Below are 12188 nucleotides of genomic sequence, written 5' to 3' on the forward strand. Positions count from 1 at the left end.
AACCTCACAGGCAGGTATTTGTTTTCCCCGGGAGTTCATTGATGAAATTCGCGATCGCCCTGATTCGCCACGAGACAAACACATTTTCTCCGCTACCTACCGAGCTGAAGGACTTCTGCCGAGGCACTGGCGGCCTGGACGGCCCGGTGTATGGCGAAGCGGCGCGCCTGGCGTGTGAAAACACCAACAGTGCAGCCGCCGCCTACTTGGATTTGGCGCACGAGTTGGGTGCGCAGGCCGAGTTTGCGGTGTGCGCCAATGCCGTGCCGAGCGGCATTGTGACGCGCGACGCTTTCGAAACCTTGTGCGACGCCGTGGTGAACACTGTACAGGGTTGCGACGCTGTGCTGCTGGATCTGCACGGTGCCATGGTAGCTGAAGGGTATCCGGACGCCGAGGGCGAGTTGCTGCGACGCGTGCGCGAAGCGATTCCGCCCAGCGTACCAGTCGGCGTGGCGTTGGATTTTCATGCCAATTTCAGCCCCGCGCTGATCAAGCATGCTTCTGTGATCGCCGGGTACTGCACTTACCCCCATATCGATGTCTACGAAACTGGCGCGCGTGTCGGGCGCAGCATTGTAAAAATGCTGCATGCAGAGGCGGCGCCGGTGCTGCTGTGGCGCCGCCTGCCCATGCTGACGCATATGCTGCGCCAGACGCCGCTGCAGCAGCCGATGCAGGACATCATGGCGCGTGCCATGCAGGCCGAAGCCGACGGTCTGGTGCTGAACGCATCTGTATTCGGTGGTTTCCCCTTGTCGGACATTCCGCACGCAGGCTTGTCGATTGTGATTGTGGCCGACGAAGGTAAAACCGCCGAGGCTCGCGCGTTGCTGGATGAGCTTGCGGAAATGGCCTGGGAGCGTCGGGAACAGTTCATTTTCCCGGTCGAACCGGTTCAGGCGTCCATTGCGCGCGCCAAGGCATTGGAAGAAGGCCCGGTACTCCTGATCGATCACGGTGACAACTGCGGCGCCGGTGGCATTACTGACGTCATGGATGTGCTGGAAGAAGTCCTGCGCCAGGGCTTGGAGGATGTGGTGGCCGGGCCCTTCCGTGATCCGGAAACGGTCGATGCGCTTTTTCGCGCTGGCATCGGTGCGCAGGTCACAGTACAGGTGGGCGGCAGGACGGATATGCCGGCGCTGGGTCTGAAAGGCCGGCCGCTGACGCTGAGCGGTACGGTGCACACCTTGACGGACGGCAACTATGTGGTGACTGGCCCCATGTTTACCGGCATGAAGCTATGCCTGGGCCGCACCGCAGTGCTGAAAGTCGGCTCAGTGCTAGTGTTCATTTCAGAGCGCGCACAGGAACCCTACGATACGGGCGTTTTTACGCACGCCGGGGTGGATCCCGCTGCTTGCAAGTATGTGTTGCTTAAGTCTCGCCAGCACTTCAGGGCCGGTTTTGGGCCGTTTGCGAGGCACGTGGTGCTGGTAAGCGGGCCTGGCGTCTGCAGTTCGGATTACAGCCTGTTCCCCTTCCAGCATCTGGCTCGGCCAATTTATCCGCTAGACGCCGAGACGACGCCCGATGATGGCGAAAGCTTGGTTTCGCCATCCGGCGTGCAGACCACGGCTGAATGATAACGGCGCCGGGATAATACCCGCGTCCATCCCGTAGGGTACAGCCTCCGCGCCCTGCGAGCAGTTTACTTCCAGAACGGCGGCAGGCTGGCGAGCTGCTTGAAGGCCCGGTGCGCCCGCGCCGCCGGGGTTTCCAGGCGGGCACAGATCCAGCCTACGGCAAACCAGGCGGAGGGCGTGCTCTCGGTGAGCGCTTGGTAGCCTTCGCGTGCCACAACCAAGTCATTGATCTCGCCCAGCTCATCCTGAATAACCGCCAACTGCTTCAGATAGCGCTTCATAGGGCCGCGCCGGAACAGGCCAGCCGTAAAGGCGAGCCCGTAACGCAAGCGTTTTACCCGCTTGCGCAATGTGTGCCGGGCGTCGTCATTCATTGCTTCGATGCGGATGCCGTCGTGAACGATATGTTTGTGCAGTGCGCGCAGCGTTTTTCTGGCCCGGCCTACGATATCGACGGACGCCACGTCGGGTGACCCAGGCTCATCGCCTGTGGTGGCCTGGCAAGGGGCTGCGGGGTTGGCAAGTGCCACGGCCCATTCCAGCAGATCAAGCTGCCACACCTGAAAATCCCTGGACCTGGCCGCATCGCGAGCATTGAATGAGTCGTCCGCCGGGCGCAGCGTGACGCTCGGCATACCGGCCGCCTCCAGTCGCGGCGCAATGCTGTCGCGCAGGACGTCATGGTCGCGTGCAGCGCTGAAACTGCGGAAATGCACCTCGGCTGCATCTTGCAGGGCGGTGGAGGGAGGTACAGGCCAGCCTTCGAATAACCGCCATGCCGAACGCAGCCGTCGAATGCCTACACGCAGCTGGTGCAGGTGCTCCGGGCCCGATTGCGGCGGCTGATCGATGCCGGTATCCACCTCGGCCAGCATGGCGGCATTACGCACAATCTGGTCGTAGCAGTTGCTGGCGATACGCGCTAGCGCCCGGGCAGGCTCGTCGCGGCGCGTCCAGGTGAACGCATCCGCCTGCCGCGGCGCCCAATAGCAGGCGGCGGCCAGTTGGAATGCCGGCGCTGGGTCTGCATCCTGTTCGTCGTTGAGGCAGGCATTGGCTTCGGCCAAGCGGTCACCGCGTTCGGCCTTGCTGCGTGCATCCAGCACCAAGCCATGGCGCGCCAGCCAGCGGCGCGCCAGGTCGAACACCGCCCGCGTGCTGCCGGACATACGTTCGAATTCGAGCTCGTCGACAGGCACCGCCAACTGGCCTGACTGGATGCGGCCTGTATCGTGGGCAAGCTCCACTTGGCCATGGCGGGTGCGGATCATACGCGTCAGGCGCAGCACATCGGTTTCGTACCGTACGGCGAGCTCGCCATCGAGCTCCGCCAGTATCTCTCCGGCCGGCGAGCCCTCGTATACACTGAGATCGAGGGTTGGCCCCGCGGCAGTATGATTGAGTTCGATGCGCGAAAGCGGGTCGGCGCCCGCCATCTTGAATGTTTGCACCCACTTGCGCCCTTCGAGGCGGATTCTGAGTGCGGCGTGCTTCCGCGCCAGCATCCGCTGCGGGGTATCGAAGTACAGCGCGCGCAGATGCGTTCTGCGTGGCCCCGGAAGCGCCGCCAACTGTGCATGCACAGACTTGCGCGCAGCCACCGGAATGTGCAGCTTGATTTCTTGTTCAAGCATATAGACCTTGCTCTTCTTGCCAATGGACACGGCGTTTTGCCCACCCCCGCGTTCAGGGCACTGCCCGTTGATTGCCGGCAGTTGTGGAAGTGGAATGCGCCCGAGCACGCATAAAGATAGTCTATGTCAGTTTTGTGTCAACCGTGTGAACACTGTAACAACTGGGTTGATGAGCCCATATTAGGGCATTTGGCCGAGGCAAGTAAGCCGAAGCGCATTAACGTTTAGCGATATACCCTATATAAAACTTAAGTTTTGTTAAGTTTAGAGACTAAAGGGATACACTGAAAACGTTTTCTATTAGTCTACGCGAGTGAACTTCTAACCAAAGCAAGTGTTGCCAGGGAGGGGGTCGGGATGCCAAGCCGTCGCGTCACCTATATTTACGCCACAAAAGGAGGGCGCCTCGCATTTATTGATGTCGCTGACGTGGACGACGGTGGCAGCGTAGTGCTGTTGCAAGGTTATATCGTCGAAAATGATGGGAATCAAACAATAAAGCGGGCGCAGCGCTGGGATGCCAGCGGCAAGGTCATCGATTCGGACAACTCCGGCGATGACCTGCTGGCGCAGGTGTAGGCGCACTCAACTGGCGCGTGCCTGAACTGGCCCTTGCAGCTCTGCCAGCCGGCGCTGCTGATGGATCAGATCGACAATGCCTGATTCTGGTTGATAGCCATCCACCAGGTTGAAAAACAATGTCCGCACCGTGGGGTAGTCGTGGTGCTTGATCGCACGGTCCAGCTGCGCCAGCGCCTGTATGAGTGCTTCCCACTCCAGGCGTTTTTCGTTCGCCCGCATGATCATGGGGTGCTCGGTTTCGGTGACGTTATCGCCGATCAGCAATTCTTCATACAGCTTCTCACCCGGACGCAGGCCGGTATATTCGATCATGATGTCGCCGTCGGGCCGCTGGGGCGTGCGCACAGTGAGGCCGGATAGCTGGATCAGTTTTTCGGCAAGTTGGGCAATTTTCACGGGCTGGCCCATGTCCAGTACAAACACATCGCCGCCTGCGCCCATTGAGCCTGCCTGGATCACCAACTGGGCAGCTTCGGGTATGGTCATGAAATAGCGCGTGATGTCGGGGTGCGTCACGGTGACCGGGCCACCCCTGCGGATTTGCTGGCGAAACAGCGGGATCACCGAACCCGACGATCCAAGCACATTGCCGAAGCGCACCATGGTAAAGCGCGTGTTGTTGCTCACCGGCGCCTGCCTGGCGCTGTCGTGCAGCGTGACGCGCCGCTCGGCGGCAAGCGCCTGCAGCACCAGTTCGGCCAGCCGCTTGGTGCTGCCCATGATGTTGGTGGGGCGCACCGCTTTGTCGGTGGAAATCAGCACAAAGTTGCTGACGCCGGCTTGCACGGCGGCCTGCGCCGCGTACAGCGTTCCGAAGGTGTTGTTGACAATGCCTTCCGCAATGTTGCGTTCCACCATGGGCACGTGCTTGTAGGCAGCCGCATGGTAAACCGTATCGACATTCCAGCTCTGCATGACCTCGAGCAGGCGGTGCTGGTTGCGCACCGACCCCAGCACAGGCACCAACTGTATCGCCTTGCCGGAGTGCCGCAGGTAATTTTCCAGTTCTTGCTGGATCTGGTATAGGCCATACTCTGAATGCTCGAACAGAATCAGGGTGCTGGGGGTGTTGCGCATGATCTGTCGGCACAGTTCGGCGCCGATGGAGCCGCCCGCGCCCGTTACCATCACTGTCTGGTCCTTGATGCAGCGCTCGAACAGGGCGATGTTGGGCTGCACGGGGTCGCGGCCGAGCAGGTCGTCGATGTCGACGTCGCGCAATTCCTCGACCTTGACGCGGCCGCTGGCCAGATCCATGATGCCGGGCAGCGTGCGTACAGATACTGGATAGCGCGTCAAAGCCTCGATGATGTCGTGTCGGCGGGTGCGTGGCGCCGAGGGGATCGCAAGCAGTATCTCGTCGGCATCGGTCTCGGCCAACATGCGGCCGAGATTGCGGGGGTGGTACACGGGCAGGCCCGACATTACCCGTTTTTCCAGATCCGGGTTGTCGTCCACAAAGGCGACCGGCACCATCTCGTGCCCCGAAAGCAGTGCCTGCACCAGTTGGTTGCCCGATGCACCCGCGCCATAGATGATCACCCGTGGCCGGTTGTCCCCGCGCCGTTTGTTGCGCGGTGTGATCGCCAGCAGGGTTTGCGGATCCGCATTGAAATACTGCCGCATCAGCGCGCGCAGTCCGCCCACGAAAAGCAGGCTGAGCATCCAGTAGATGATGACCACCGAACGCGGTATGACAGCGGGCGGGTTGCCGTAGATATAGATACTCAGCGCAAGCAGGGCGGCGCTGGTTGATACGGCCCGGAAAATCACGCTGAAGGCCTGGTTGCCGAGATAGCGCGTGACGGCGCGGTAAAGGCCGAAGCGATGAAACAACGGCAGAGCCAGCACGGGGGCGAGTATGAACAGCCAAGCGTGCCCGCCGAATGGTTCGATGCGTCCGGCATCGTCCAGCCTGATGTAGAAAGCAAGCCATAGCGCCAGCCAGATCAGCGCCACATCGGCGCACACCTGCAGCAGGCATTTCTGGCCGCGAGGCATTGAGACCAGGCGCCGGCGCATGTCCGGAACACCCTTGTGAGATTGCGTAATCACGGTATTCATCCCCTATTCACTGCCGCATGCATCACTTGTTCAAGTGCTGCGCATGTGCGGGCGATCTCATCCTCACTGAGCGTGGGATGGACCAGGAACATCAGCGAGGTCTCCCCCAGCTCGCGGGCCACCGGCAGGCGTTCACGCGGCCGCCAACTGGTATTGTCGAACGCCTTCTCCAGATAGATTTCCGAGCAGGAGCCGGCGTAGCACGGTACGCCCAGGGCATTGATCTCCTGGATGATGCGGTCGCGGCTCCAACCCTCTCGCAGCGCATCGGGCTCTGCGAACACATAGCATTTGTAGGCTGCATGTTCGATGTCTGCCGGTATATCGGGTACACGAAGGCCAGGCAGGGTGCGGGCGCAGTCCCATATTCGCTGGGCATTAGCGAGCCGCGCGGCCTGCCATTGCGGCATGCGTTCGAGTTGGATCAGCCCGATGGCGGCCTGGGTTTCCATCATCCGCCAGTTGGTGCCGAAGCCTTCATGCAGCCAGCGGTAGCCGGGCGGATGGTCGCGTTCGTAGACGGCGTCCCAGCTCTTGCCGTGATCCTTGTACGACCACATGCGTTTCCACAGACTGCTGTCCTGCGTGGTGGCCATGCCGCCTTCGCCCCCGGTTGTCATGATCTTGTCCTGGCAGAACGACCACGCGCCGATATCGCCGATACTGCCGACGGGCTGCCCCTTGTAATGCGCGCCGTGGGCTTGCGCGCAATCTTCAATCACCTTCAGGCCATGTTCGCGCGCCAGTTCCATGATGGGATCCATGTCGCATGGCCAGCCCGCAAGGTGAACGCAAATAATGGCGCGTGTACGAGGCGTGAGCACGGTGCGTATGGTATCGGCCGTGATGTTCTGCGAGTCGCGGTCGATATCGGCGAACACGGGTGCAGCCCCTGCGTTGACGATGGCCGAAGCTGAGGCCAGGAAAGTGCGGGGCGTGACAACAACCTCGTCGCCGGGTCCGATTTCCAGCGCCTTGAGCGCGACATCTAGGGCGAGTGTGCCGTTGGCCAGCGCAACCGCGTGGGCGGTTCCCGTCCATGTGGCGAACTCGCGTTCGAATTGGCGGCATCGTCCGCCCGTCCAGTAGTTGACACGGTTCGACAGGATGACATCTCGCACCGCATCGGCTTCGTCCGTAGTGAAGCTGGGCCATTCGGAGAACGCGGTATTCAGCATGAGGGGTTCCTTGCAAGTAATCGAGCGGGGTTGCCGGCGACAGTAGTGCCGGGCGCGACATCCCGGGTGACGACCGCGCCCATGCCAATGACGGCGCCGCGGCCAATCACCAGCGGTGCGCCGGGGCGACCCTGCCGGATGACCGCGCCCGCACCGATATAGGCATGGTCGTGGATATGAATATTGCCGTTGCACATGACGCCTGGCGCGAAGGTGACGTAGTCGCCGATTACGCAATCGTGCTCGACGTAGCTATACAAATTGGCGTGGAAATGGCGGCCGATACGGATGTTGCTGGTGAGCGTGACGAAAGGGCTGAGTAATGCGCCTTCGTCGATCTGTACATCGTCCATGACGACTGCATTATCCGCACGCACCGACCAGGGTTGGATGCCGTCCCGCGCGCAGCGCTGCGCCAGGGTTTCGCGCACCTGCCCCGAAGCAATGGCGAGCGCTGCATGGCGCGCATTGGCCGGGGTGGCGAGAAATTGCGCATAAGTCATGCAGCGCTGGCCATTGACGATTTCCGCCGCAGGGGCGTCGTCGATGAACACCAGGTGTGCGGGGTCTACGCCCTGCGATGCAAGCAGATGGCGTGCAAGCGGCATGATGCCGCGTCCGCAGCCGCTGGCGCCATAGATGGCATAGAGCGCGTGCGTATTGAGGCGGTCGAAGGGCGCTGTCATCGGTTCTCGGCCTCCATGGCGCCGCGGCGTGAGCCGGTGAACCGGGGCATGGTCGCTTCGCCTGCGGCACTGACGCCGTCGCGTGCCAGCACCTTGGCGGCTGTCATCCACAGTATCTTCAAATCCAGCGCGAACGACCGATTGCTCACATACCAGGTGTCCAGTTCGAATTTTTCTTCCCAACTGATGGCGTTGCGGCCATTGACCTGTGCCCACCCGGTAACGCCCGGGCGTACGGCGTGCCTGCGGTATTGCACTGGGGTATAGAGCGGCAGGTACTCCATCAGCAGCGGCCGGGGGCCCACCAGGCTCATGTCGCCTTTCAGCACATTCCAAAGCTCAGGCAGCTCGTCGAGGCTGGTGGCGCGGAGCATGCGGCCAAAAGGCGTCAGCCGCTCGGCATCGGGCAGGGGCGTGCCGCTTGCGTCATGGGCGTCGCGCATGGTGCGGAACTTGACCATGCGAAATGGCTTGCCATTGAGGCCGGGTCGCTCTTGCCGAAACAGCACTGGGCTGCCAAGTTTGGTGCGCACGCGCCAGGCAATCAGTGCTATCACAGGTGACAGCACCGCAAGCAATACGGTGGATATCAGAATGTCGAAGCTGCGTTTAAGCATGGTCGTGCGTGGCGTTGAGGTTGCGGGCGCGTGCGTGGGGGCGCCGGGGTGCCGGGGCGGCGGGTACCTGCATAGCGGTCAGCATGGCGGTGTTCACCTTTCGCACGTCGTATTTTTCGCGGGCGATGGAGAGCGAGCGTGCACCCATGCGTGCCGCCAGGGTAGGGTCGTCCAGAAAGCGCTGCATGGCTTGCGCCAACTCGGCTGCGGATTTCACCGAGACCAGGTAGCCGTTGTCGCCTTCTGTGACGGTTTCACGGCACCCCGGCGCATCGGTGGTAATGATCGCGCGGCTCATGGCCATGGCTTCCAGCACCGTGCGTGGCGTGCCTTCGCGGTAAGAGGGCAGTACATATACGGTGCTGTCGGCGATGGCTGGACGCACGTCGTCGAGCCGGCCCAGATAGTCGATCACACCGGTCTGGATCCAGTTATCCAATTCGTGCTGGCCGATGGCATCGGGGTTTTCGTCTATCCAACCCACCAGGGCGAAGCGAGCGTCGGGTTGCGTTGTCCGGATCATCCGTGCGGCTTCCGCATATTCACGCACACCCTTATCGCCCAGCAGCCGGCCTATCATCAGGAAGCACGGGGCGTCGGGCAGCGGTGCGGGCGTGTATTCGCGCACATCAACGCCGGATCCGTTCACGATCTGCGACGGCACCGTATCGGGCAGGATGCCCAGGCGGCAGAACAGATCCTGGTCATCGGGGTTCTGGAAGAACACGAGATGGGCGCGCGCCAGCGCGGCGGCATACAACCCTCGTACCAGGCGCAGCAAGCGCGCGCGTCGGTCATCGCCCTCATCGTCGTGCTGGAAGGCATAGCCCAGACCTGTGATCAATGCGCAACGGCGAGGTACGCGCGCGAGCCAGGCTGCAAGCGTGCCGTAGATGACGGGTTTTATGGTGTACGACAGCACATAGCCTGGCCTGATGCGGCGCATCAGCCTGAGTATCTGCCACAGGCTGCGCAGGTCCGCACCGGGGTTCATGCCGGTGCGTTGCAGAGTGATGTCGTGCACAGTGACGCCTTTGGCTTCCAACGCCTGCCGTACCGGATGCGCTGGGTTCAGGTCAGGCGCGGCGACGTGTACATCCATTCCGCGGTCGATCAGCGCATCGATCAGCGGTCCGCGAAAACGGACGATGGAATCGGCGAAGCTGGCGAGCAGTAGGAAGGTCGAAGTTTGTTTCATAATGCTGTGGTTCCTGTCTCAGGCAGGCGGCGCGGCTGCGTGTGTGGGGTAGGGGGAGAAGGCTGGGCGTGCCGAGCCGGACGCGGTTGGCGACGTTTGCCAAGTGCCGACAACAGCAGGAAAATCAACATGGGCGTGAACATCCATTTCTGCCGCACCGAGATACCCAGGTTCGCGGTGGTGATCGCTAGGATCAACCACGACAGCAGGACATACATCCACATGAATGCCCGGTTGCCGGGCAATATCCGCCGATTCTTGAGCAGCTTGAGCAGGCCAGCCACGAAAAGAAACAGCAGGACGAGGTTGTCGAGCGATGCAGCCAGGGTGAAGATGCTGCCGGCTTCGAACGGCAGCGGCCGGAACAGATAGCTATAAAGCTGCATGGGCGGGCTCATCGACGCAATGTCGATGCTGCTGCCGCCCTGTGTGTTGAGAGACTGGCGCTGCTCGACATAGCTGAGCAGCTCGCTGGCTCCCGCGTCTTCCCCCACACCCGCGTAATTCATGGCGAAAGGCACCATTACTGCGGTTGCCGAGAGCGCAGCCAGACCAAGAAAAACGCGCTGGGCGAAGGGCAGGCGCCGCTGGACCACCAGAGATCCAGCCAGGGCGATGACCATAATGCCGGCAATATGCGGGCGAACGAGCAGCATGATCATCACCCCGAACGCCAGCAACGTATTCTTTGGTCGTGCGCCGCTCACCGCCCACAGGGATAGGCCGGCAGCGAGAAAGGCCAGCGAATCTTTGCCCAGCGCGGACGACCAGAAGCTGACGGAAGGCAGAATCACGATCAGCGTCGCAAAGCGGCGCATCAGGCGCGATTTGTCGGCGGTGGCGGCCTGCAGCGCGGCGTCCATTGCCAGCAGGCCGACGCTGCCAAAGATGTTGAACAGCAGGCATGCGCCCAGGAACGACAGATTCAGGCTGGTGACGAACAGCGTGGCCAGGCTGACCACCGCACCCGTGCCGACCGACAACATCAGCTCACCGGCCTGTGCCTTGGCGTAGTACACCAGTGCGTCTGCGCCATTGGCGATCGCATATGACGCATAGGCGACACAGAATAGCGTGTGCCAGCCGTACAGTACCACCGTGCGCCGCGTTCCTGTGCCCAGCTTGCGGCCCGCATACAAGGCGGCGAACAGGCCCGCCAGCACCACGAACACCGCGCTGGCAAGTTGGAAAGGTGATCCGATCAGATTCATAGCCGATCTCAGGCGGCCTTCAGAGCCTGAGCCTGCATTTGCTCAGGTTTGAGGCGATTCTTGACGATCCGGAACTTGCCGCTAGCCTCGCGAGGGATGGCGTCCACCAGATTCAAGTTGATTGCCATCCGGCTACCCACACGCAGCCTCAAGGCGTTCACGAAGTTCCGCTGCTGCGTGGCGTCGAAGGCCTTGCCGGCAACCACAGAAAGCGTGATCACGTCGGGCTCATCCTGCACAACCTGGAAGCAGATGATGCCTTCGATATCCTTGGTGCTATTGCTCAAGTTGCCCAGGTTGACGCGGCCGTTCTCGGGCGACCACACGAAATCCGAGGTTCGGCCATCGATATATTCGACGACGGGAAAGGGCGAGCCGCATGGGCAGTGAAACGATTCATTCGCAAGCTTGATGCGGTCGCCGATGCGATAGCGGATGAGTGGCGTGCCGGTCGTGGTGAAGGAGGTTACCAGGATCTCGCCTTCCCTTGCCGGCTGCATATTCTCGTCCACCACTTCGAAGATGCCCGTCAACGGGTGGATGTGCAGATGGCCGTGTGGGCATTGCAGAATGAAGGGCGCGCCTTCCGAGGCTGCGTACTGGTCCACGACCTGGCAGCCCATCACGCGTGGGATAACATCGCGATACTCGGGTATCACCGTTTCCGCTGTTGGAAAGAAGGCGGTGACTTTACCCGGATACGTCAACCCGCGTTCCAACGCCATGACGCACAAGTCATAGACGCTGGACGGAAACCCCACCATATAGTCGGGCAGGAAATCGCACATCGCCCGCCAATAGGCGTCGAAGTTGGACTGGCTGATATGGAAGGTGGATAGAAAGCGGATGCGGTTGATGTAGTCGTCGCGATGTATGTTGCCGCGTGCAATATCCTGCGGTCGTACCAGGCCCTTGCCGCTGAACCATGCTGCTTTGCGGCCCAGGTGGTAGCCGTAGCGGCCACGAAAATGATCCTTGAGTGCAAAGCGCTCCTGCATATCGTTGTGCGCGTAGATCACTTTCATGGACGCGCCCGTCGTGCCGCCGGTCAGGCTGATGATGCCTTCCTTTTCGCCGATTGTACGGATGCTGTCCATGTGGGCCAGCAGCTCAGCTTTCTCGAGAATGGGAAACTCGCTCAACGGCTTGCCGCGGTGTTTTGCGTACCACGGCGAGTGCTGTGTGGCGTGTGCGAGAAAGGCCGCCAGGCGGCGTTTCGCTTCAGCGCGGACCGCGCCGGCGCCAGCGCGCTCGAACTTCTCGTAATACGCGCGCCAGTTGCGGTATTCGCCGTTATGCCGCTGGCGGTACAGCATTGTGTTGTAGACGCTGATCCCAGCGTTCTGGACGGGGACAGGGGCGTAGTTCAATATCAAGTCTTTCAGTGCCATGTCGGGTACTCCGCTTTCGTTGCGTGGTGAAGGGCCCG

The 12188-nt window shown here is 61.5% G+C and carries 10 protein-coding genes; 2 read left to right on the plus strand and 8 right to left on the minus strand.

Annotation, left to right across the window (positions count from 1 at the left end; genetic code table 11):
- Positions 1-41: 41 nt before the first annotated feature.
- Positions 42-1589, plus strand: a complete 1548-nt coding sequence (locus LOL23_RS00230; RefSeq protein ID WP_160975958.1) for a M81 family metallopeptidase — start codon at positions 42-44, stop codon at positions 1587-1589.
- 65 nt (positions 1590-1654) lie between these two features.
- Here the strand turns inward: LOL23_RS00230 and LOL23_RS00235 are convergent, their stop codons facing one another.
- Positions 1655-3253: a CYTH and CHAD domain-containing protein gene (locus LOL23_RS00235; RefSeq protein WP_237172951.1), complete on the minus strand. Its 1599-nt coding sequence runs from the start codon at positions 3251-3253 to the stop codon at positions 1655-1657.
- Positions 3254-3580: 327 nt separating this feature from the next.
- On the opposite strand from LOL23_RS00235, the gene LOL23_RS00240 reads away from it, so the two are divergent.
- The gene (locus LOL23_RS00240; protein WP_160975960.1) at positions 3581-3802 is read left to right on the plus strand and encodes a hypothetical protein; all 222 of its coding nucleotides are present in this window, start codon (positions 3581-3583) and stop codon (positions 3800-3802) included.
- Positions 3803-3808: 6 nt separating this feature from the next.
- Here the strand turns inward: LOL23_RS00240 and LOL23_RS00245 are convergent, their stop codons facing one another.
- Genes LOL23_RS00245 through LOL23_RS00275 form a run of 7 tightly spaced genes read right to left on the minus strand, consistent with a single transcriptional unit; the run spans position 3809 to position 12150 of the window.
- Entirely contained in the window at positions 3809-5869 is a 2061-nt protein-coding gene (locus tag LOL23_RS00245) for a polysaccharide biosynthesis protein (protein ID WP_160975962.1), read from the minus strand.
- The gene (locus LOL23_RS00250; protein WP_160975964.1) at positions 5866-7047 is read right to left on the minus strand and encodes a DegT/DnrJ/EryC1/StrS family aminotransferase; all 1182 of its coding nucleotides are present in this window, start codon (positions 7045-7047) and stop codon (positions 5866-5868) included. Before LOL23_RS00250 ends, LOL23_RS00245 begins: the two co-directional genes overlap by 4 nt.
- Positions 7041-7733 carry an acetyltransferase gene (locus tag LOL23_RS00255; protein ID WP_160975966.1) on the minus strand — a complete coding sequence of 231 codons (693 nt, stop codon included), beginning with the start codon at positions 7731-7733 and terminating at the stop codon, positions 7041-7043. Before LOL23_RS00255 ends, LOL23_RS00250 begins: the two co-directional genes overlap by 7 nt.
- A complete protein-coding gene (locus tag LOL23_RS00260; protein ID WP_160975968.1) occupies positions 7730-8350 on the minus strand; it encodes a sugar transferase in 621 nt (206 codons plus the stop codon). The genes LOL23_RS00255 and LOL23_RS00260 overlap by 4 nt, the downstream gene beginning before the upstream one ends.
- Positions 8343-9548, minus strand: a complete 1206-nt coding sequence (locus LOL23_RS00265) for a glycosyltransferase family 4 protein (RefSeq protein ID WP_160975970.1) — start codon at positions 9546-9548, stop codon at positions 8343-8345. Before LOL23_RS00265 ends, LOL23_RS00260 begins: the two co-directional genes overlap by 8 nt.
- Complete coding sequence (locus LOL23_RS00270) at positions 9545-10759, minus strand: hypothetical protein (protein WP_237172952.1); 1215 nt, start codon at positions 10757-10759, stop codon at positions 9545-9547. Before LOL23_RS00270 ends, LOL23_RS00265 begins: the two co-directional genes overlap by 4 nt.
- Before the next feature lie 8 nt (positions 10760-10767).
- Positions 10768-12150 carry a phenylacetate--CoA ligase family protein gene (locus LOL23_RS00275; RefSeq protein ID WP_237172953.1) on the minus strand — a complete coding sequence of 461 codons (1383 nt, stop codon included), beginning with the start codon at positions 12148-12150 and terminating at the stop codon, positions 10768-10770.
- Between the last annotated feature and the right edge of the window lie 38 nt (positions 12151-12188).

The sequence above is a fragment of the Paracandidimonas lactea genome (assembly GCF_021653995.1).
Classification (GTDB): domain Bacteria; phylum Pseudomonadota; class Gammaproteobacteria; order Burkholderiales; family Burkholderiaceae_B; genus Allopusillimonas; species Allopusillimonas lactea.

Excerpts from the sequence above, each read along its gene's own strand:
- LOL23_RS00230 (WP_160975958.1), top strand. The coding sequence starts at position 42 with ATGAAATTCGCGATCGCCCTGATTCGCCACGAGACAAACACATTTTCT.
- LOL23_RS00240 (WP_160975960.1), top strand. The coding sequence starts at position 3,581 with ATGCCAAGCCGTCGCGTCACCTATATTTACGCCACAAAAGGAGGGCGC.
- LOL23_RS00245 (WP_160975962.1), bottom strand. The coding sequence starts at position 5,869 with ATGAATACCGTGATTACGCAATCTCACAAGGGTGTTCCGGACATGCGC.
- LOL23_RS00250 (WP_160975964.1), bottom strand. The coding sequence starts at position 7,047 with ATGCTGAATACCGCGTTCTCCGAATGGCCCAGCTTCACTACGGACGAA.
- LOL23_RS00255 (WP_160975966.1), bottom strand. The coding sequence starts at position 7,733 with ATGACAGCGCCCTTCGACCGCCTCAATACGCACGCGCTCTATGCCATC.
- LOL23_RS00260 (WP_160975968.1), bottom strand. The coding sequence starts at position 8,350 with ATGCTTAAACGCAGCTTCGACATTCTGATATCCACCGTATTGCTTGCG.
- LOL23_RS00265 (WP_160975970.1), bottom strand. The coding sequence starts at position 9,548 with ATGAAACAAACTTCGACCTTCCTACTGCTCGCCAGCTTCGCCGATTCC.
- LOL23_RS00270 (WP_237172952.1), bottom strand. The coding sequence starts at position 10,759 with ATGAATCTGATCGGATCACCTTTCCAACTTGCCAGCGCGGTGTTCGTG.
- LOL23_RS00275 (WP_237172953.1), bottom strand. The coding sequence starts at position 12,150 with ATGGCACTGAAAGACTTGATATTGAACTACGCCCCTGTCCCCGTCCAG.